This is a genomic window from Dysgonomonas termitidis (assembly GCF_054657735.1).
In genome coordinates, this window is record NZ_BAAHYD010000003.1 from 283,468 (window position 1) to 304,960 (window position 21,493).

22 protein-coding genes and 3 tRNA genes are annotated in these 21,493 nt (G+C 41.5%); 3 read left to right on the top strand and 22 right to left on the bottom strand.

Annotation, left to right across the window (positions count from 1 at the left end):
• Window positions 1–59 precede the first annotated feature (59 nt).
• The 16 genes from rpoB to ACYQ3L_RS22445 form a co-directional block, all read right to left on the bottom strand.
• A complete protein-coding gene (gene rpoB / locus ACYQ3L_RS22370; protein ID WP_379998401.1) occupies window positions 60–3,869 on the bottom strand; it encodes a DNA-directed RNA polymerase subunit beta in 3,810 nt (1,269 codons plus the stop codon).
• Window positions 3,870–3,970: 101 nt separating this feature from the next.
• A complete protein-coding gene (gene rplL / locus ACYQ3L_RS22375) occupies window positions 3,971–4,345 on the bottom strand; it encodes a 50S ribosomal protein L7/L12 (protein WP_379998403.1) in 375 nt (124 codons plus the stop codon).
• Window positions 4,346–4,387: 42 nt separating this feature from the next.
• Window positions 4,388–4,900 (bottom strand): 50S ribosomal protein L10, encoded by a 513-nt coding sequence (gene rplJ, locus ACYQ3L_RS22380; RefSeq protein ID WP_379998405.1) that lies wholly within the window; start codon window positions 4,898–4,900, stop codon window positions 4,388–4,390.
• A 20-nt stretch (window positions 4,901–4,920) separates the two neighbouring features.
• On the bottom strand, window positions 4,921–5,616 hold the full coding sequence (gene rplA / locus ACYQ3L_RS22385) for a 50S ribosomal protein L1 (protein WP_006800204.1): 696 nt from the start codon (window positions 5,614–5,616) through the stop codon (window positions 4,921–4,923).
• An 18-nt stretch (window positions 5,617–5,634) separates the two neighbouring features.
• Entirely contained in the window at window positions 5,635–6,078 is a 444-nt protein-coding gene (rplK, locus tag ACYQ3L_RS22390; RefSeq protein WP_379998407.1) for a 50S ribosomal protein L11, read from the bottom strand.
• 66 nt (window positions 6,079–6,144) lie between these two features.
• Complete coding sequence (gene nusG / locus ACYQ3L_RS22395) at window positions 6,145–6,690, bottom strand: transcription termination/antitermination protein NusG (protein WP_006800206.1); 546 nt, start codon at window positions 6,688–6,690, stop codon at window positions 6,145–6,147.
• Between the two features lie 15 nt (window positions 6,691–6,705).
• A complete protein-coding gene (gene secE, locus ACYQ3L_RS22400) occupies window positions 6,706–6,894 on the bottom strand; it encodes a preprotein translocase subunit SecE (protein WP_006800207.1) in 189 nt (62 codons plus the stop codon).
• 22 nt (window positions 6,895–6,916) lie between these two features.
• A tRNA-Trp gene (locus ACYQ3L_RS22405) sits at window positions 6,917–6,988 on the bottom strand.
• Window positions 6,989–7,041: 53 nt separating this feature from the next.
• On the bottom strand, window positions 7,042–8,229 hold the full coding sequence (gene tuf / locus ACYQ3L_RS22410) for an elongation factor Tu (protein ID WP_379998410.1): 1,188 nt from the start codon (window positions 8,227–8,229) through the stop codon (window positions 7,042–7,044).
• Window positions 8,230–8,302: 73 nt separating this feature from the next.
• Window positions 8,303–8,374: transfer RNA gene (locus tag ACYQ3L_RS22415), tRNA-Thr, on the bottom strand.
• 139 nt (window positions 8,375–8,513) lie between these two features.
• Window positions 8,514–8,587 (bottom strand) — tRNA-Thr (locus ACYQ3L_RS22420).
• Between the two features lie 170 nt (window positions 8,588–8,757).
• Window positions 8,758–9,057, bottom strand: coding sequence for a ribosome hibernation-promoting factor, HPF/YfiA family (hpf, locus tag ACYQ3L_RS22425; protein WP_379998412.1), 300 nt, complete (start codon window positions 9,055–9,057; stop codon window positions 8,758–8,760).
• A gap of 19 nt (window positions 9,058–9,076) precedes the next feature.
• Entirely contained in the window at window positions 9,077–9,964 is an 888-nt protein-coding gene (locus ACYQ3L_RS22430; RefSeq protein WP_379998414.1) for a tyrosine-type recombinase/integrase, read from the bottom strand.
• A 63-nt stretch (window positions 9,965–10,027) separates the two neighbouring features.
• Window positions 10,028–10,219, bottom strand: a complete 192-nt coding sequence (gene rpsU / locus ACYQ3L_RS22435) for a 30S ribosomal protein S21 (protein ID WP_379998416.1) — start codon at window positions 10,217–10,219, stop codon at window positions 10,028–10,030.
• 245 nt (window positions 10,220–10,464) lie between these two features.
• Entirely contained in the window at window positions 10,465–10,917 is a 453-nt protein-coding gene (locus ACYQ3L_RS22440) for a GNAT family N-acetyltransferase (RefSeq protein ID WP_379998418.1), read from the bottom strand.
• 160 nt (window positions 10,918–11,077) lie between these two features.
• Window positions 11,078–11,452, bottom strand: a complete 375-nt coding sequence (locus ACYQ3L_RS22445) for a DMT family protein (RefSeq protein ID WP_379998420.1) — start codon at window positions 11,450–11,452, stop codon at window positions 11,078–11,080.
• Window positions 11,453–11,657: 205 nt separating this feature from the next.
• Here ACYQ3L_RS22445 and ACYQ3L_RS22450 point away from each other — a divergent pair, with 205 nt between their 5' ends.
• Window positions 11,658–13,085 (top strand): tetratricopeptide repeat protein, encoded by a 1,428-nt coding sequence (locus ACYQ3L_RS22450; RefSeq protein WP_379998422.1) that lies wholly within the window; start codon window positions 11,658–11,660, stop codon window positions 13,083–13,085.
• Window positions 13,086–13,172: 87 nt separating this feature from the next.
• Here ACYQ3L_RS22450 and ACYQ3L_RS22455 read toward each other — a convergent pair whose 3' ends face one another.
• Window positions 13,173–13,322, bottom strand: a complete 150-nt coding sequence (locus ACYQ3L_RS22455) for a hypothetical protein (RefSeq protein WP_006800180.1) — start codon at window positions 13,320–13,322, stop codon at window positions 13,173–13,175.
• A 725-nt stretch (window positions 13,323–14,047) separates the two neighbouring features.
• Between ACYQ3L_RS22455 and clpB the strand changes: the two genes are divergently transcribed.
• Together clpB and ACYQ3L_RS22465 are read left to right on the top strand one after the other, a co-directional pair.
• Window positions 14,048–16,639 carry an ATP-dependent chaperone ClpB gene (gene clpB / locus ACYQ3L_RS22460; RefSeq protein WP_379998424.1) on the top strand — a complete coding sequence of 864 codons (2,592 nt, stop codon included), beginning with the start codon at window positions 14,048–14,050 and terminating at the stop codon, window positions 16,637–16,639.
• A 183-nt stretch (window positions 16,640–16,822) separates the two neighbouring features.
• Window positions 16,823–18,757: a S9 family peptidase gene (locus ACYQ3L_RS22465; protein ID WP_379998426.1), complete on the top strand. Its 1,935-nt coding sequence runs from the start codon at window positions 16,823–16,825 to the stop codon at window positions 18,755–18,757.
• Between the two features lie 68 nt (window positions 18,758–18,825).
• On the opposite strand, the gene ACYQ3L_RS22470 is transcribed toward ACYQ3L_RS22465, so the two are convergent.
• From ACYQ3L_RS22470 to ACYQ3L_RS22490, 5 genes are all read right to left on the bottom strand, one after another.
• Window positions 18,826–19,050 carry a hypothetical protein gene (locus ACYQ3L_RS22470; RefSeq protein ID WP_379998427.1) on the bottom strand — a complete coding sequence of 75 codons (225 nt, stop codon included), beginning with the start codon at window positions 19,048–19,050 and terminating at the stop codon, window positions 18,826–18,828.
• Window positions 19,051–19,079: 29 nt separating this feature from the next.
• On the bottom strand, window positions 19,080–19,328 hold the full coding sequence (locus tag ACYQ3L_RS22475; RefSeq protein ID WP_291107119.1) for a GlsB/YeaQ/YmgE family stress response membrane protein: 249 nt from the start codon (window positions 19,326–19,328) through the stop codon (window positions 19,080–19,082).
• 200 nt (window positions 19,329–19,528) lie between these two features.
• Complete coding sequence (locus tag ACYQ3L_RS22480) at window positions 19,529–20,203, bottom strand: YiaD family glycine zipper/OmpA-like lipoprotein (protein WP_379998428.1); 675 nt, start codon at window positions 20,201–20,203, stop codon at window positions 19,529–19,531.
• 53 nt (window positions 20,204–20,256) lie between these two features.
• A complete protein-coding gene (locus tag ACYQ3L_RS22485) occupies window positions 20,257–20,586 on the bottom strand; it encodes a hypothetical protein (protein WP_379998430.1) in 330 nt (109 codons plus the stop codon).
• Between the two features lie 144 nt (window positions 20,587–20,730).
• Window positions 20,731–21,387, bottom strand: coding sequence for a rhomboid family intramembrane serine protease (locus ACYQ3L_RS22490; RefSeq protein ID WP_379998432.1), 657 nt, complete (start codon window positions 21,385–21,387; stop codon window positions 20,731–20,733).
• Window positions 21,388–21,493 lie beyond the last annotated feature (106 nt).

The window sequence follows — 21,493 nt, forward strand, 5'->3', positions numbered from 1 at the left end:
AGAGTATTTAGAATCCGTTAGCTAAAGGCTAAAAGCCAAAAGCTAACGGCTAATATTGTTTAGTCAAGCGATACGCTTAATCCCAGACCACGCATTTCGTGTAGCAATACGTTCAGGGACTCAGGTATTCCCGGTTGTGGCATCGGCTCACCTTTCACAATAGCTTCGTAAGCTTTGGAACGGCCGACAACGTCGTCGGACTTGATAGTCAGGATTTCTCTCAGGATGTAAGCCGCACCGAATGCTTCAAGTGCCCAAACCTCCATTTCTCCGAAACGTTGACCCCCGAATTGAGCTTTACCTCCAAGAGGCTGTTGCGTAATAAGAGAGTAAGGTCCGATAGAACGGGCGTGCATCTTGTCTTCAACCATGTGCCCCAGTTTAAGCATATAGATAATACCTACTGTTGCGTGCTGGTCGAACTGGTCTCCTGTACCGCCATCGAATAAGCGGACTTTACCATAACGTGGAACTCCGGCTTTGTCTGTCCATGAATTCATATCGTCGAGGCTTGCCCCGTCGAAAATAGGAGTGGCGAATTTCACGCCAAGCTCTTTTCCGGCCCAACCTAATACTGTTTCGAATATTTGCCCAAGGTTCATACGAGAAGGTACCCCCAGCGGATTCAATACGATATCGACCGGTGTTCCGTCCGGTAAGAAAGGCATATCCTCCTGGCGAACGATACGCGACACGATACCTTTGTTACCGTGGCGTCCCGCCATCTTATCACCTACCTGGACTTTACGTTTCTTAGCCACATAAACTTTTGCGATCTGAACAATACCGGAAGGAAGTTCATCCCCGATAGTCAGGTCGAAGCGTTTCCGTTTCAACTCGGCATCCAGTTCTTTGTATTTACGCAGGAAGTTTACGATTACATCTTTTATCAATTCATTCTTGTGCTCATCTGCTGTCCAGCTGCTCACCTGTACTGATTCGTAATCGATATTGTCCAGCGCGCTCTTCGTAAACTTGGAACCCTTGGCAATGATATCTACATTAAGATAATCTTTTACTCCCTGAGATGTTTTACCATCTGTTAAGATCAATAGCTTGTCAACCAATACGGATTTTACTTTCGCTATTTTTTCTTCATACTCTTCATCCAGCTTAGGAAGCAGGGCCTTGCTCGAAAGTTTTGTTTTACCTTTCTTTGATGCCTTCGAGAATAAGTTTGTACCCACAACAACTCCTTTCAGAGATGGAGAAGCTTTCAACGAAGCGTCTTTCACATCACCGGCTTTATCACCAAAGATGGCGCGGAGCAGTTTCTCTTCAGGTGAAGGATCGGATTCTCCTTTCGGCGTGATCTTACCTATCAGGATATCTCCCGGGCTTACACGGGCACCGATACGGATGATACCTCTTTCGTCCAGGTCTTTTGTTGCCTCTTCGCTTACGTTGGGAATATCGGAAGTCAACTCTTCCACACCACGTTTGGTATCACGTACTTCGAGTACGAATTCCTCTACGTGTACAGAAGTGAATATATCTTCGCGCACGATACGCTCGTTAAGTACGATAGCATCCTCGAAGTTATACCCCTTCCATGGCATGAATGCCACTTTCAGGTTCTTACCGATAGCCAGCTCACCCTGCTCAGTTGAATATCCTTCCGTCAGGATCTGATCCAGAACAACCCTGTCTCCCTTACGGCAAATAGGGCGAAGGTCGATAGTGGTATTCTGATTAGTTTTTCTGAATTTAGGTATATTATATGTTTTTACAGCATCGTCGAAGCTTACAAAATCTTCGTCAGCTGTACGGTCATATTTAATCTTGATAGTGCTTGCATCCACATATACAACTTCTCCCGCACCCTCTGCCACGATCTGTGTACGTGAGTCGCGGATAAGCTGCCCTTCGATACCTGTTCCCACGATAGGGGCTTCGGTACGCATCAATGGCACGGCCTGGCGCATCATGTTCGATCCCATCAGTGCACGGTTGGCATCGTCATGCTCGAGGAACGGAATCAATGAAGCGGCGATAGATGCAATCTGCGTAGGAGATACGTCCATCAATTCCACTTCTTCGGGGGCAATAACCGGATAGTCGGCATCCTGACGAGCTTTAACACGTGAGCGGATAAACGAGCCGTCGTCGTTCAACGGAGCATTCCCCTGTGCTATAAGCTTGTCTTCTTCCTCTTCGGCGGCAAGATAAACAATACCGTTCGGAGACAGGTCTACTTTGCTGTTGGCCACTTTACGATATGGAGTTTCGATAAATCCGAGATCGTTAATTTTAGCATATACGCAAAGGGAAGAAATCAAACCGATATTCGGGCCTTCCGGAGTCTCGATAGGACAAAGGCGTCCGTAGTGAGTATAGTGAACGTCACGCACTTCGAAACCGGCTCTTTCACGGGAAAGACCGCCCGGTCCCAGCGCCGACATACGGCGTTTGTGAGTGATCTCGGCCAACGGATTGGTTTGATCCATAAACTGAGACAGTGCATTCGTTCCGAAGAATGTATTTACTACGGATGAAATAGTTTTCGCATTGATCAGATCGATCGGCGTAAATACTTCATTATCGCGTACATTCATTCTTTCACGAATGATACGTGCCATACGGTTAAGACCAACTCCAAACTGGTTGAAAAGTTGCTCACCGACTGTACGTACACGACGGTTGCTCAGGTGGTCGATATCGTCAACGATCGCTTTTGAATTAATCAGCTCGATCAGGAACTTGATTATTTCAATAATATCTTCTTTCGTTAATACGCGGATATCGGTACTTGTAGTCAAACCTAATTTCTTGTTCAGCCTGTAACGTCCTACTTCACCTAAGTCGTAGCGTTTTTCAGAGAAGAACAAGTTGTTGATAACCTCGCGTGCACTGGTATCGTCAGCCGGTTCAGCGCTGCGGAGTTGCCTGTATATATGACGAACCGCGTCTATTTCCGAGTTACTCGGGTCTTTTTGCAATGTATTGTAGATAATGGCAAAATCTGAAATATTCTGCGTATCCTTATGCAATAAGATAGAAGCAATGTTCGAATCTACGATCAGATCAAGATGGTCCTTGTCCAGAACTGTTTCGCGTTCAAGAATGACCTCGTTACGCTCGATTGAAGTCACCTCACCGGTATCTTCATCCACGAAGTCTTCCATCCATGTTCTCAGTAACCTGGCTGCAAGCTTGCGGCCTAGTACCTTCTTGATATTTTGTTTTGTAACTTTAACTTCTTCGGCCAGGTCGAAAATCTCAAGGATGTCCCTGTCGCTTTCGAATCCGATAGCGCGAAGCAATGTTGTTACCGGTAATTTTTTCTTACGGTCGATGTATGCATACATGACATTGTTGATGTCGGTAGCAAATTCGATCCAGGAACCTTTGAACGGAATAATACGGGCTGAATAGAGCTTTGTACCATTGGCATGCATCGTTTGTCCGAAGAAAACACCGGGTGAACGGTGCAACTGCGATACTACAACACGTTCTGCTCCGTTGATGACAAAGGTACCTTTCTCAGTCATATATGGAATCAGTCCCAGGTATACATCCTGGATAACTGTATCAAAATCTTCGTGGTCAGGGTCTGTACAATAAAGTTTTAGCTTTGCTTTCAAAGGAACACTGTATGTCAATCCCCTGTCGATACACTCATCAATGGTATAGCGCGGAGGGTCGATGAAGTAGTCCAAAAACTCTAATACAAAGTTGTTTCGTGTATCGGCTATAGGAAAGTTTTCAGCAAAAACTTTGTATAGGCCTTCGTTTTTCCTTTTTTCAGGAGGGGTATCAAGTTGCAGAAAGTCGCGGAATGACTTTAACTGTACTTCAAGAAAATCCGGATAAGGAAGCGGATTTTTAATTGAAGCGAAATTGACTCTTTGATTTGTTATTGAAGACATGGATAACCTATTTTATTGAACTTATTACTTTTGACGCAAAAAGGTTAAGAACCTTCTTCGAGGAAGGTTCCTAACCAAATATCCTTTCTCAGGACTTATCTTTACTTAAGTTCAACTTCGGCTCCAGCTTCTTCTAATTGTTTTTTCAATGCGTCAGCTTCATCTTTAGTTACTCCTTTTTTAAGTTCACCAGGAGCACCATCTACTAGATCTTTAGCCTCTTTCAAACCAAGTCCTGTAAGTTCTTTAACAGCTTTAACAACTTGTAGTTTGTTAGCACCTGCTGCTTTCAAGATTACATCGAAAGATGTTTTTTCTTCTACCACTTCAGCAGCAGCGGCTGGTCCTGCAGCAACTGCAACAGCAGCAGCGGCCGGTTCAATACCATATTCAGTTTTTAGAATTTCAGCTAATTCGCTTACTTCTTTTACTGTCAAATTTACTAGTTGTTCTGCAATAGCTTTGATATCTGCCATTTTTGTATAAATTAAAATTGTTTATTATTCTTTTGTTTAATATTATCTCTTAGATAGTGTCTCTAAGACGCCATGGATAGTGTTTCCACCCGATTGAAGGGCCGAAATAACATTCTTGGCAGGGGATTGAAGGGCTGCAATAACATCGCCGATAAGCTCGTTTTTGCTCTTGATATTTTCCAGTGCGCTCAGGTTTTGTGAACCCACATAGAAACTTTCCTGAACATATGCTGCTTTAAGCGAAGGAATTCCTTCTTTTTTGTATTTAGCAATCAGCTTTGCCGGAGCATTAGCCGAATTAGAAAACATGATAGCAGTGTTTCCCTTCAATGAAGCGTTCAGCTCCGAGTAGTCGCCTTCAAGGCTTTCCAGGGCTTTCTGCAACAAAGTGTTCTTTACAACCATCAGTTTGATCTCCTGCTTAGCGCATTCTCTTCTCAAATCGCTTGTTTTAGCGGAATTAAGAGTAGCAATGTCGGTAAGGTAGAAATGATCGTATCCTTTGATTGTCGCTGCTATAGTTTCTATGATAGTGCTTTTATCTTCCTTTCTCATAATTTTCAGTCAATTTTTGATTAATTTTCTACTGATTTAGGGTCTATTTTTACACCCGGGCTCATAGTACTTGAAAGACAAACACTCTTCACATAAGTTCCTTTTGCTGCAGTCGGTTTCAGTTTGATAAGCGTAGCGATAAACTCTTTCGCGTTATCTTTGATTTGTTCAGGAGTAAAAGATACTTTTCCGATAGAAGCGTGGATAATACCGGCTTTATCTACCTTGAAGTCGATCTTACCTGATTTAACCTCTGTCACAGCTTTTGCAACATCCACAGTCACAGTTCCGCTCTTAGGGTTAGGCATCAGACCGCGAGGTCCTAAAACGCGTCCCAGAGCACCAACTTTACCCATGATAGCTGGCTGAGTGATGATAACATCGATATCAGTCCAACCACCTTTTATTTTTTCGATATACTCGTCCAATCCAACATAGTCGGCACCTGCTTCTTTAGCAGCAGCCTCAGCATCCGGAGAACATAATACCAAAACTCTAACTTGTTTTCCTGTTCCATGAGGAAGAGACACTACGCCTCTCACCATCTGGTTAGCTTTACGTGGGTCTACACCTAGGCGGACATCCAAATCGACAGAGGCGTCGAATTTAGTTGTCGTAACTTCTTTTACAAGAGCTGACGCTTCGGTTAATGTATATAGTTTCCCTGCTTCAATCTTGCTGAAAGCTAACTTTTGATTTTTAGTAAGTTTACCCATTTCTCAATTGAAGTTTAATTATTGAACATCAGGGAAAGCCCCTTTTACAGTAATACCCATACTTCTTGCTGTACCAGCAACCATTCTCATGGCTGATTCGATTGTAAAACAGTTAAGGTCGACCATCTTATCTTCAGCGATAGCTTTTACTTGTTCCCAGGTAACTTCAGCTACTTTCTTACGATTAGGTTCTGCCGATCCGCTTTTCACCTTAGAGGCTTCCAGTAATTGAATTGCCACCGGTGGTTGTTTTACAACAAAATCAAAAGACTTGTCAACATAGTAAGTAATTACCACTGGTAATATTTTACCTGCCTTGTCTTGAGTTCTGGCATTAAATTGCTTACAGAAATCCATGATGTTAATACCTTTAGAACCTAAAGCTGGTCCCACAGGAGGAGATGGATTTGCTGCACCGCCTTTAATTTGTAATTTTAATTGTCCAGCAATTTCTTTAGCCATTTTTGTTTTTAATTTTTAGTTTTGTTAAAACTTAAGATTAAAGCATTCAGAGTTGCGTAACCAATCTTACTGCTCTTTTTCGACTTGCATGTAATTCAACTCGAGTGGAGTTTTCCGCCCGAATATCTTTACCATTACTTTCAGTTTCTTTTTCTCAGTGTTCACTTCTTCAATGATTCCCGAAAATCCTGAGAAAGGACCGTTGGTCACTTTTACATTTTCTCCGACAATGTATTGAACATCCATGCCTACTTCCTGCTCGTCCAGTTCGTCCATAGTGCCCAGTATCCTGTTTACTTCAGACTGGCTCAACGGTTGAGGGTTGGTTGTATTCGGTAAAAAACCGGCTACGTAATTTATATTACGCAATTCATGGATAACTTCTCCTATGAGGGCAGCTTCGATCAAGATATAGCCGGGAAGATAAGCTCTTTCTTTCAGAACTTTCTTTCCGTTACGCATGATATAAGTCTTCTCTGTAGGGATAAGAACTTGAGAGATATACTTTCCTAAGTCTGATTTCTTTATCTCAGCTTCAAGATACTCTTTGACTTTATTTTCTTTTCCACTAACAGCACGCAGGACGTACCATTTTTTTTCGATTTCAGTCATAGCTTTTGATAAGGATTAAAGACTATAGAAAAACTTGACAATAGACTCAAATGCAGAATCGATACCCCAAACGATTAGTGCCATTATTATGGAAGCAATCATGACAATTACCGCACTGTTGGTCAGTTCTGCACGAGTAGGCCAAGAAACCTTGTATACAAGCTCGTTATAAGAATCTTTAATGTAATTAATTATTTTTTTCATTACTCTTCTTGAGTTTTTTTAGCACGGGCGGAGAGATTCGAACTCCCGACATTTGGTTTTGGAGACCAACGCTCTACCACTGAACTACGCCCGTAAATTAAAGCCGGTTATATCGCAAACCGACTCTATTATTATAGATTGAAATCCTTATGCAGTAATTTCTGTAATCTGACCAGCACCTACTGTACGACCTCCTTCGCGGATAGCGAAACGAAGACCTACGTTACAAGCAACCGGATAGATAAGTTCTACGTTGATAGTCAGGTTGTCACCAGGCATAACCATGTCTGTTCCTTCAGGAAGAGTGATCTCACCGGTAACGTCAAGAGTACGCAGGTAGAACTGAGGACGGTATTTGTTGTGGAATGGTGTGTGACGTCCACCTTCTTCTTTCTTAAGGATATAAACCTCAGCTTTGAAGTTAGTGTGAGGGGTGATTTTACCTGGGTGGCAAATTACCATACCACGTTTAATTTCGTCTTTGTCGATACCACGAAGCAATAGACCTACGTTGTCTCCGGCTTGTCCGTCGTCAAGGATCTTACGGAACATTTCTACTCCTGTAACAACTGATTTTTTGTTTTCTGAACCAAGTCCGATGATCTGAACTTCTTCGCCTGTTTTGATCTTACCTGTTTCGATACGACCTGTTGCTACTGTACCACGACCTGTGATAGAGAACACGTCTTCAACCGGCATCAAGAATGGTTTATCAACATCGCGTGGAGGAAGTGGAATCCAGGTATCCACAGCGTTCATAAGTTCCATTACCTGGCTAACCCAAGGCTCAACACCGTTAAGTGCACCCAGAGCAGATCCGCGGATAACCGGAGTATTGTCGCCGTCGAACTCATAGAATGAAAGAAGTTCTCTCATTTCAAGTTCAACTAGTTCTAGCATTTCTTCGTCTTCGACGATATCGCATTTGTTCATGAAAACAACCAGTTTTGGAACGTTTACCTGACGTGCAAGCAGGATGTGTTCACGAGTTTGAGGCATCGGACCATCAGTAGCAGCAACTACGATGATAGCACCGTCCATCTGAGCAGCTCCAGTAACCATGTTCTTTACGTAGTCGGCGTGTCCGGGACAGTCAACGTGAGCGTAGTGACGGTTAGCTGTTTCATATTCAACGTGTGAAGTGTTGATAGTAATACCACGTTCTTTTTCTTCAGGAGCGTTATCGATTGAATCGAATGAACGAGCTTGAGAAAGACCTTTGTCAGCCAATACTTTAGTGATAGCAGCAGTCAAAGTAGTTTTACCGTGGTCAACGTGACCGATTGTACCGATATTTACGTGCGGTTTCGCCCGGTTAAAATGTTCTTTTGCCATAATTAATCTTCTATTATTTAGTTAAATGTATATATTTAAATTCTATTTGAATAAATTCACTAAAATAAATCAGAGCCCATGACGGGACTTGAACCCGTGACCTCTTCCTTACCAAGGAAGTGCTCTACCACTGAGCTACATTGGCATAGACAGTAAAGAAATTTCCTTCCAATTCCCCTTATAGTATATTATAAGGTACCAGCCTGTTTATTGAAAAGAATTAAGAAGTTTTGGTGCGGAACCATTCCAGGTTTACAACAACTTCTTGTTTTTCCTTTTATCCGAGCCTCTTGTCGGATTCGAACCAACGACCCCGAGATTACAAATCACGTGCTCTGGCCAGCTGAGCTAAAGAGGCATAACAACAAATTTTGCCGCCATTACGACTTTTAATAGCGAAACGGCGACAAAATTAGAAATTATTTTTTAGAATAACAATACTTTATGTATTTATTTTTCCGGAGTTCTTTCTTTTGGTACATATTCCTCTATCCGTTGAATAGAAAGCGGATGGATAAATGTTTGTTATTATTTGGCTTGCGTTTTCTCCTTGACTTTGAGTATCTGTTTTTCGAGGGCTTCTATGTTTTGCATAACAGCCTCTTCGAATGAGTCGGCAGTCTTATTGGCAAAGAGTTCTCCGCTTTTGATATTTAGTTTTACTGATGCTTCTTTGTTATTCGCAACTTCCGGTTTTACTACTTTAAGTATTACTTCGGCGTCTACAATCAGGTCAGAAAATTTATCCAGTTTAGATAATTTCTTTTCTATAAAGTCTTTTAATTGAGTGCTTGCATCAAAGTGCACTGACTGAATTGCAATATTCATAATATTTCCTCCTTTACTTTTAGGCTCTCGGATGAGCCTTGTTATAAATCTTCTTTAATTCTTCGAATGAAGTGTGTGTGTATATTTCTGTAGCCGCAAGGCTTGAATGTCCTAATAGTTCTTTTACCGCATTTATATCCGCGCCGTTGTTTAGCATGCTTGTTGCAAATGAGTGACGGAGGACGTGGGGACTCGTTTTTGAAAGAGTCGGTATTTGTTTCAGATTCTCTGTCACAATTCTGTGTACAAGCATTGGGTAAAGTTGCTGCCCGTCATTCTTAACAAATAAGTAGCCGGATAAGTTTCCTATTTCCCCGTTCCTTGCATTCAGGTATTGTTCAAGCATTCCCTTCATCCCGTCGCTGAAAGGAATAAGGCGTTGTTTATTACGCTTCCCTGTCACCTGTATTGTTTCGGCGCTGAAATCCACATCGGTATCTTTTAGTCCGATCAGCTCCGCCCGGCGAATTCCCGTAACATAAAACAGCTCGATCATTATATGGTTACGGAGCGATTCGAATGTGTTATCGAAGTTTGATTCTTCCAATACTTTCTCCATATCCCCGTTGTTCACGAATGAAGGGATGGGTTTTGGTGTTTTGGGGCCTGTGATCTTTTTTACCGGGTTTGCCGAAACTTCGCCTATCCGCAACAGATATTTGTAGAACGATTTAAGCGTACTCAGCTTGCGGTTTACTGACCGTGCCGCTATTTTTGCTTCCATAAGCGATACGATCCACATGCGGACTATATCGCTGTCCACGCTTTTTATATCTATGTCCGGGAAGTGTTCTTGCAGGAATCCGGTAAACTGATGAAGGTCTGTGGAATAAGAAATCTCCGTATGTAAAGAGAAGTTCTTTTCATAACGGAGATATCTGCTATATTTGTCAATTAGTAACATCATCTATCCGAATTTCAATCCTGAATGACGAAGTTAATAATTTTATGCGAAAAAGACAATAGTATTTTATTCTTCCGAACGGTGCATTGCCTGAACGTATACGGCGTGCAATTTTTGTTCTCTTTTCACCACTGATGGCTTGCGGAATTCCTGACGTCTTCTAAGTTCTTTTACTACACCTGTTTTTTCGTATTTTCTTTTGAATTTCTTCAGGGCTTTTTCAATGTTTTCGCCTTCTTTTAATGGAACAATGATCATAATTGTCGTTTTATTTTTTATTTATTTTTTGTTTTGTTTAATGCAATTTAATTAGTGGGGTATGTTTTCCCATACAATTTTTATTAGGTGGTTTTTGTATAATAATCTCCCGAACGCTGCTCTGTAAGCAGTATCTGACTATAAATCAATTATGTTCTGTTCAAAAGATCATTAAACCTCCTTTCTGTTTTCGGGCTGCAAATTTAGGGATAAAATATTAAATTCCAATATTTTTCGCAAGGATTTTATTCTTTCTTCATTTCTATATGCGGTATGCCGTCTTCGAGATACATCTCACTTGTTTGTCTGAAACCAAGGCTTTCATAGAACCTTTTCAGGTATAATTGCCCGGATATCGTGATCTTTGTTTCACCGAATACAGACTCTTCCAGTCCGATGGCCTTTTTCATCAGTTCGTTCCCATAGCCGTATTTCCTGTATTCCTCTGCTACAATTACACGACCGATACTGGCCTCGTCAAAATAATCGCCGGATCTGAATATGCGGCAATAGGCAGCCAGTTTATTGTCGACGTAGCCGTGCAGATGCAGCGCTTTCTGGTCCTTATAGTCCAGATCGAGGTAGGGCGCATCCTGTTCTACCACGAATATCTTGCACCGCAGATGTAATATATCATATAATTCGTTTATCGTAAATTCGTCGAAGCGGTTTACTTTCCAATGTATATCTTTTTTCATAGATTTTAATTTGGGTGCAAATATAATCCCTTTTTAGGGCAAACCACTTCCTAAAAAATAACTTATTAACTTAGAGGCTGTGTTTTTACCAGTCTGACCTCCGGTATTATGGGGGTGTAGTTGTAGTGTCTATCCTGCGCAACAAGAGACCGGACTGAATCTACTTCTTAAAAACCAGATATACTGCCGCAATAAGGAAGACAAAAGCAAGTACATGGTTCCATTTGAACGTTTCAGTCTTAAACGCCAGCGTGCTGAAGAGAACGAAAACGGTGAGAGTAATAACTTCCTGGATAATTTTAAGCTGCATCAGGGAAAAAGGCCCTCCGTTACCCTGGAAACCCAGGCGGTTTGCCGGAACCTGAAAACAATATTCGAAAAATGCGATACCCCAGCTGATAAATATCACACCAAAGAGAGGGAGTGCGGCGAACCATAAATATTCTTTCATTTTCAGATGCCCGTACCAGGCGAAGGTCATAAACACATTGGATACGACCAATAATAATATTGTATATAAGCCGGCAAGATTCATAATTGTAATAGCATTAATATTTTGCGACGCAAAAGTAACTCAAATTTTGAAAACAAAGACTACATATCTATTTATTATTTCGGCAATTAAAGCTATAAAAACAGCTGCGATTTCGGGGTGCATCGTTAAATTCTATACATCACTTATAATATCTTATAATTTTAAATTCTTATCTTTGAAATCATTAATAATCAGTAGTCAATTTATGAAATCGGTATTTATTTATATAGTGCTTTCCTTCTGTTGCTTACCAGTTGCATTTTCTCAGACATTGGCGGAAGCAAAAGACCTTTACCTGAAAGGGGAATATGCAAAGGCTCTCCCTGTATTTGAGGCAGAATATGCGGCTAAGCCCAACGATGCTAATATCAACCACTGGTATGGGGTATGCCTGTTCGAAACAGGTGGCGACCGGGTACAGGCAGAGAAAAACCTGTTGTTTGCATCACAAAAAAGAATACAGGATTCGTTTTATTATCTGGGACAACTGTACACAGGCGAGTTCCGGTTTGCCGAAGCTACCGAAGCTTTCAATAAGTATGAATCCATGCTGAAAAAGAAAGATGATGACGCACGTGCCCGCCTCGAAGAGAAACGCAAAGAGATGTCACGCCTGAACCGTGTGGTGTCCAATACTGAGGATATACAGATAATAGACAGCGTGGTAGTGGATAAAACTACTTTCCTGTCGGCCTACAAGTTGAGTCATAGCTCGGGACGCCTTGATTATTTTGATAAGGTTTTTACTTCCAACAAGCGGGTGGAATCTACTGTCTATTTTAATGAAAAGGAAACGAAGATATATTATGCGCAGCCGGAAAGGAACGGTTCGTACACTTTATATTCAATGGAGAAATTATTGGATAAGTATGGTAATGAGAAGAGACTCTCGGCTACCAATTTCAACCTGACAGGCGATCTTAATTATCCTTACGTCATGGCCGACGGGGTTACTATTTATTTTTCAGCAAAAGATTATGATAGCCTGGGAGGATATGACCTGTTTGTTTCGCGCTACAATATGAATAACGATACCTATCTTGCGCCCGAACGCCTGAATATGCCATTCAACTCGCTTTACAATGATTATATGATGGTTGTGGATGAAGAGAAAGGGATAGGATGGTTTGCTTCCGACAGGTTCCAACCCGAAGGTAAAGTATGCATTTATACCTTTATTCCGAACAAGATCGTGAAAATCGTAGAGAGCGACGATGAAAAATATATGGCCGGCAGGGCCCGTATCACATCTATAAAAGATACATGGCTGAAAGGACAAAATTATTCGCAGCTAATCGCCCTTGCCCGTAAGGCGCCTAAAGAGGAGGTAAAAGTGATACGTGATTTTGAATTTGTAATCAATGACGGAAATACATATTACAAACTTGCCGATTTTAAGGATAAAACTGCCCGTGATACATATTTCAGAGTGGTGCAGATGAAATCGGACTTGAAGTCTGTATCTGAGAAACTGGATAATCTCAGAAGTATATACGGTAAGTCTTCGCAGGAAGCCCGGCGTACGATGACAACAGAAATCATCGATTTGGAAAAGAAACAGGATCAATTGCAACGACAGATTCCTCCATTGGAAGTACAAGCCCGCAATCAGGAAATACAGAGCCTGCAATAAGTTTTCCGGCTTAGGATAAGAAAATAATATGGAGTAAGGCAAAAGTATATTAATGCCTTACTCCATATTGTTTTTTATCAGGGGCTGTTATTTATGAGATCTGCCCAAATAATAAGATAACAGCAGTGACCCTGCCTGCAAGGCAACTAATACCCAGAAGGCATTCTGCCTTCTGTTTTTTCGTTTCAAAGCTTTAAGTTCTTTCGTCTCTTTATCATTTAGTTCAAAATCTTCCATAATCCTCGGGTTTTTATAAATCGGTTGTTAATTTAATTCGCTTATTTTATAGAAACAATCGAATGTCTGATTTTGATTAAAAATAGTGCGAATTTTTCTTTAATTAAGAATTTACGGGTATAAATAAAAAAGCGGATCGGTAGCTTTTTCAAAAGAAGTTTATCTATATAATAAGCTATTAGCCTTTAGCTGTTAGCTTATGGTTCTTTGAAGTATTGATTAAAGCAGTTACGAGTTTGCCTCGCCTTCGCTTCGGCGAATGTTATTTCTTCGCCCTGCGGGCAGTTACGAGTTACAAGTTAGTTCACTGTTTACTGTTCACTGAAACAAGTGTTACCTTTGTTACCTTTTGCGCCTTAGCGTCTCTGCGTGAAATACTGTTTACTGCTAACTGTTTACTGTTAACTGATATATCTGTTACCTTTGTTACCTTTTTGGAGAAAGACACGAGAGACAGGTTATTAACTACTCCCTGACGAGATGCTTCGTTTCTCTCAGCATGACAAACCACGATACTGTTTACTGCTAACTGTTTACTGTAAAAAGTGTCAACTTTGTCAACTTTTAGTAAGCATCACTAATACAAGACCGGAAACGATCAGCTACCGGCGAATAATTAATTATTATCTGACATTTTGTCAAAAACATCAGCCTGGCAAATATTTTGAACAAGTGTAAACAGACAATAGTTATATAAAATACAAGCAAACAGAAAAACTAAACATATGAATTTCAATAATTTTACAATCAAATCTCAGGAGGCGATACAAAAAGCCATTGAGATCACAAAAGAAAAAGGCCAGCAGTCTATAGAACCGGCACACATACTTATGGGAGTAATCATGACCGGGGAGAATGTCGTGAATTTCCTCTTTCAGAAACTGGGAGCAAATCCCGGTCATTTGACGAATGTGTTAAGCAAGGAGATCGATTCCCTTCCGAAGGTTTCGGGAGGAGGTGAGGCGTTCCTCAGCCGCGAAAGCAATGCTGCACTGGATAAAGCTGCCGAATATGCAAAGAAGATGGGTGACCAGTATGTTTCCCTCGAACATATATTATTAGGTGTATTATCAGGCAAAAGCACGGCGGCGCAGATGCTCAAAGATGCAGGTATATCCGAAAAGGAACTGCAACCGGCCATCAATGAACTACGTAAAGGCACGAATGTAACCAGCCAGACTGCCGAAGATACTTATCAGTCACTGGAAAAATATGCTATAAACCTGACTCAAAGAGCCAAGGACGGAAAGCTGGACCCCGTTATCGGCCGCGATGATGAGATACGCCGTGTGTTGCAGATACTTAGTCGCCGCACCAAGAACAATCCTATACTGATAGGCGAACCGGGTACGGGTAAAACCGCTATTGCCGAGGGGCTTGCGCATCGTATTGTACGGGGTGATGTTCCTGAAAACCTGAAAAGCAAACAGATTTATTCTCTGGATATGGGCGCGCTGATTGCAGGGGCGAAATATAAAGGAGAATTCGAGGAACGGCTGAAATCTGTAGTCAACGAAGTTACCAAATCGGAAGGGGAGATTATCTTATTTATCGACGAGATACATACATTGGTGGGCGCAGGTAAAAGTGAGGGAGCCATGGATGCTGCCAATATTTTAAAGCCGGCTCTGGCCCGTGGGGAGTTACGTTCGATAGGTGCTACTACACTTGACGAATATCAGAAATATTTTGAAAAGGACAAAGCATTGGAACGCCGTTTCCAGACTGTAATGGTGGATGAACCAAGTGAGGCCGATGCAATCTCCATCCTGCGGGGACTGAAAGAAAAATATGAAAACCACCATAAGGTGCGTATCAAAGACGAGGCTATTATTGCTGCCGTGCAACTGTCGAGCCGTTATATATCCGACCGCTTTTTGCCCGACAAGGCTATCGACCTGATGGACGAGGCTGCGGCAAAACTGCGTATGGAAGTAGATTCCGTACCGGAAGAACTGGACGAAAAGAGCCGCCGTATCAAACAACTCGAAATAGAACGTGAAGCTATACGCCGTGAGAATGACAAGTTGAAAGAACAAGAGCTATCGAAAGAAATAAGCCGGCTGAAAGATGAGGAAAAAGACCTGAAAGCCAAATGGCAATCGGAAAGGGAAGTCATCAATAAGATCCAGCAGAATAAGATAGAGATAGAAAATACCAAATTCGAAGCGGAAAAGGCCGAGCGCGAAGGCGATTACGGAAAGGTTGCCGAACTCCGTTACGGCAAACTGAAAGAATTGGAAGATGGTATCGGTAAATTGCAGGGACAACTACATGAAATGCAGGGAAATCAGGCAATGATAAAAGAGGAAGTCGATTCATATGATATTGCTGATGTGGTTTCCCGCTGGACAGGCATCCCTGTCAACAGGATGCTGCAAAGCGAACGGGAGAAATTACTGAACCTCGAAGTGGAATTGCACAGGCGTGTTGTGGGACAGGATGAAGCTATTTCTGCCGTATCAAATGCGATACGCCGTAGCCGTGCAGGACTGCAAGACCCCAAACGTCCCATAGGCTCGTTTATCTTTCTGGGTACGACAGGTGTCGGCAAGACCGAGCTGGCGAAAGCCCTCGCCGAATTCCTGTTCGATGACGAGAATATGATGACCCGTATCGACATGAGCGAATATCAGGAAAAATTCAGTGCTACCCGGCTTATCGGGGCACCTCCGGGATATGTAGGTTATGACGAAGGGGGACAATTGACAGAAGCTATCCGCCGTAAGCCGTATTCGGTAGTATTGTTCGACGAAATAGAAAAGGCGCATCCCGATGTTTTCAATATCTTGTTGCAGGTATTGGACGATGGGCGTCTGACCGATAATAAGGGCCGTGTGGTAAACTTCAAAAACACAATCATCATCATGACGTCCAATATGGGCTCCCCATTGATTCGTGAAAACTTCGCGGGAATAACACCCAAGAACCATGAAGAAGTAGTAGAGAGAACCAAACGGGAAGTGCTGGATATGCTGAAAGTGAATATGCGTCCCGAATTCCTGAACCGTATCGACGAGACAGTTATGTTCGAACCATTAAATCTGGCACAGATAGAACAGGTTGTCCGCATGCAGCTCGAAAGCGTAGTGAAAATGCTGAAAGGCAACGGGGTGAAACTGGAATTTACAGAAGAAGCTATTGCCGGGATAGCGCAAATGGGTTATGATCCAGAGTTCGGGGCACGTCCTGTTAAGCGTGTTATCCAACGAACCGTTCTGGATACATTATCAAGGCAACTGCTCGCCGGAACAGTGGATAAAGAAAATCCAATTATAATAGATATGAAGGATGGGGAGTTGAGCTTCAAGAACTAAAGATGTGGATATAAGAAATCCGGTCGATTAGCGAATCAACCGGATTTTTCCCGTTTTTTTGGGAAATATACTGATTGCCTGAAAATCTACCGGAGCAACTTCTTTAAATAAAAAAATATTCTTGTGATTTTTTAATACATTTGTACGACAAGTACTTATAGTAGTAATAAAATCATCTTAACTATGAAAAGGAAATCATTCTCATTGAACATCATCGTTTTATTCTGTTTGACCCTGGGGTTGGCAACCTCATGCAACAAGGCTCCGGTAGCTGCTCCGGTCTTACCTCTGGAAGATTTTTTCAGGAATCCCGAAAAATCTTCTTATCAGATATCTCCTGACGGGAAGTACTATTCTTATACCGCTCCTTACCAAAAGAGGATGAATATCTATGTGCAGAAAATAGGACAAGATTCAGCGATAAGAATTACCTCGGAAACAGAGAGGGATATTGCCGGATATTTGTGGGGTAATAATAATCGCATCCTGTTCCTGAAAGATACCGGAGGTGACGAAAACTATCAGCTTTATGGCGTTAATATAGACGGCAGTAACCCTCTGCCACTTACTGCATTCGAAAAAGTGCGGACTCAAATCATTGATGACCTGCCTGAGATAGACAGTGAAGTCATTATCGGGCTGAATAAAAGAAACCCTCAGATATTCGATCCTTACCGTTTGAATATTGAGACCGGAGAGTTGACAATGCTTGCCGAAAATCCGGGAAATATTCAGGGATGGATGACCGACCATGATGGCAAATTACGCGTTGCCATGGCACTTGACGGAGTGAATCAGAGCCTTCTGTACAGGGATAAAGAAGAGGACGCTTTCAAGGTACTTATAACCACCAGCTTTAAAGAAACCCTCGATCCGTATTTCTTTACATCTGATAACCAGAAACTGTATGCGACATCGAATATCGGCAGAGACAAAGATGCATTGATCATATTCGATCCTCAGACAATGAAAGAAGATGAAAAGCTTTATGAAAATGATAAATACGATATATCCGGAGCATCATATTCTCTAAAGGACAAGAAGTTGCAGCTGGTTGCATATCAGGGGCACGATGGTATAAAACGCCATTTCTTTGATGATAAATTGAAAGGCATATATGATAAGATATCCTCTAAGGTAGAAAACAGGCCGTTTGGCATTAACAGCAAAAATAAGGATGAGAATATGCTTATTGTCCGCACATACAATGACAAGACACCGGGAGCTTATTATGTCTATGATGTGGAAAAAGACGTATTGACACATATCGCCGATATTTACCCGTGGCTGGATGAAAACAACATGGCTACAATGAACTGTGTTACATATAAAACACGTGATGGTCTGGAAATAGAAGGATACCTGACACTGCCGAAAGGATATACCATGGAGACTGCGAAGAACCTGCCTGTAGTGGTTAACCCGCATGGAGGGCCTTGGGCCCGCGACGGATGGGGATTCAATCCTGAGATACAGTTCCTGGCAAACAGGGGGTATGCCGTGTTCCAGATGAATTTCCGGGGTTCTACCGGATTCGGTAAAAAATTCTGGGAAATATCATTTAAGCAATGGGGGAAAACAATGCAGGACGACATTACGGACGGTGTGGAATGGCTGAAAGCAAAAGGGATAGCCAATCCTGATAAAATAGCCATATATGGTGGAAGCTATGGTGGATACGCTACTTTAGCAGGCCTTACATTCACCCCTGATCTCTACACTTGCGGAGTGGACTATGTAGGAGTATCGAACCTGTTTACATTCCTGAATACGATACCTCCATACTGGAAACCGATGCTGGATATGATGTATGAAATGGTAGGTGATCCAAAGAAAGACAGCCTTCTGCTTGCCGGTTCTTCTCCGGTATTTCATGTAGATAATATAAAAGCTCCACTATTTATAGCGCAGGGTGCAAACGATCCACGTGTAAATAAAGACGAATCGGACCAGATGGTGGCGGCTCTGAAAAAACGAGGAATAGAAACCGAATACATGGTAAAGGATAATGAAGGTCACGGATTTCATAACGAGGAAAACAGATTCGATTTCTATCGTGCTATGGAGAAATTCTTGGGAGAACACTTGAAAGAGAAACAGGAGGCAGAGACGAAATAACATCCTCTATATATAATAAGAATGGGTAACCGCTAAGCTACCCATTCTTATATTTTCTTATCTGCGTATTATTTACTCTCTTTTGCGTTATTTAATTCATATTCAACGCGGTCTTTGATGTATTCTACCTGATTCTTACCTACATCGGCAACATTTTTCAGGTTCCGTTTTGCTTTGCTGGCAAATTTATTCATATCGTCGCAAAACCCGTCTAATTTACCTTGCTTATACAGTCTGCTTACTGCGTAAATTGCTGCTGCCCCCAGGGCTGCTCCTATCAATACTTTCTTCATAATTATCCGTCTTTTATCAATTAGTAATTCTATTCTTTCTTCCGGCTAAACAGGGATATTATCCAAAGCAGCACAATAGCGCCGATTGTGGACATTACCAGATTACCTATAATACCATTTACACCCAGACCAAGCAACGTAAATATCCATCCTCCGAGCAATCCTCCGACGACTCCGACTATAAGGTTAAGGATAAGACCAAAACCACTACCTTTCATTATTTTACCGGCTATGAACCCGGCTAGTATACCGATTATGATTGACCATATAAATCCCATATTTTCTTATATTTACTTGTTAATATTGTGAAGTCTTCAATCTCCTGCAGTTAGTTGCTTTTACAAAAGCAATCATTTATATAACATACGGAATGTTAAAAAAGTTCTCTGTTGTTTTTAATATATAGAAAATCCGGCTATATAAGAAAGAGGGCTATCCTTACGAACAACCCTCTTCCTTACTTATAATTTCAACGCTTTTATTTTCCTTGTTCTGCGTCTTTGATCATCTTCTCATTAGGAAGGATGTAGATTTCAACGCGACGGTTCTGGCTTCTTCCTGTAACAGTGCTATTGTCGGCAACAGGCTGGGTGGAACCGAACCCTTGGGATACCATACGGCTGCCTGAAACTCCTTTAGATTGAAGGAAATTGTAAACCGATTGTGCACGTTTTTCAGACAATGGATTGTTTATGGCATCACTACCGGTGTTATCGGTGTGACCGTATATCTGAACATCTGTATCAGGGTTGTTTTTCAAGGATGTTGCAAAACTTGTCAATGCACTTTGAGAAGCGGAATTCAGTGTGCTAGAGTTAGTAGCGAACAAGATTCCTGATTCGAAAGTAACTTTGATAGCCTGCCCGTCATTGATAGACTCAACCTGGGCTCCATTGATTTGTTCCAATTCTTTCTTTTGTTTTTCCATTTTGTTCCCGATAACAGCACCTGCAGTACCTCCGACTACAGCTCCGATACCTGCTCCCCATGCAGCACCTTTGCCGCCACCGATAATGGCTCCGATGCCAGCACCAAGAGCTCCGCCTGCACCTGCTCCGATACCACCGCCTTTTACTGTATCACTAGCTCCACAACTAGAAAATATAACTGCGCAACTCATAAATATTGCTGCAAGAATTGAAAACTGTTTCATAATTGATAAAATTTTAATAATTATTTGTATACTTTTTGTTTGTGATATTTTCTCTATTCAAATATTCCGATAGAATCGCAATAAGCAAGTTCTCCCTGTATGATAAAGGCTATTTCATCTTCCGCGAAATTATTCACTTTATCCTTCTTTGTATATTTCAGGACGTAGGCGACAATTTCATCTTCATCGATGTCTACTACCGATTCTTCATCGGTTTCATCATTCATAAATCCTTTTTCATCATAGAAGTCATACACTATATCGATGATATAATTTATCTCATCGTTCGTATATTTTCCTTTCATTTCCTGGGGAAGATAGTTCTGTATAAACTTTACCGCATCATCTTCGTCGTACTGTATAAGGTCTTTCTCGCTGTTCATTATTGTTGCTTTTTACTTACAAATATATGTATAACTTATAACAAAGTAATAAGTGCTATGTTCAATGAACGAAATAGTTTTTACAGACTAAGACAGTTTGAGTTGTCATTCTGTTTGTGTTAAAAAACGTAGCAAATATACAATTTATTTCTTTTTTAAAACAAGATATGCCAAAATAATCAACGGCAGTATCATTATTCCGATATATAATGTATGGATCTGGAGTATTACCGGTGCAAAAACCACAGCGAGGATAAGCCCTACAGCCGCACCTCCGAGATGTGCGTCATGTCCGATATTCCCTTGTCGTGTCTGCATCGCGTATATGGAATATCCGAGATAGAGTATGCCGAAAAGCCATCCTTTCATGGGGAGGATGAACATCACACCGAGCGTCATATCCGGAAACAAAGCGATAGCGGCGAATAGGACACCTACGGCTCCACCCGAAGCCCCGATGGCGCTGTAATAATATTCCTTACGGTGAACCCACAAAGACAACAGGCCTCCTCCTATGATGGATAAGAAGTAAATTGTCAGATATTGCCAGATACCCAGAGATTGTATGATTACACCGGAGAAGAAATATAAAGTCATCATGTTAAAAATGAGATGCATATAATCGCCATGCAATGTTGCTGAAGTCAATAACCGGTCCCACTGCTTCGATTTTCCCAATATAGCTCCCACCTGGAATTTATATCTGTCGAAGAAGGCCATGTCATTAAACCCCTTGATACTGGTAAGCACTGTGAGCACTATGATAATGATAGGTAGTATATCCGCAATATTGAATGCCATGTATCGTCAATTTTAAATATTCTGAGCAAAGGTATAAAAAAGAGCATATAGTTGTTGATTTTGATTCCGAAAGATATAAATTTGATTTTTGTCACAGAATACCTCA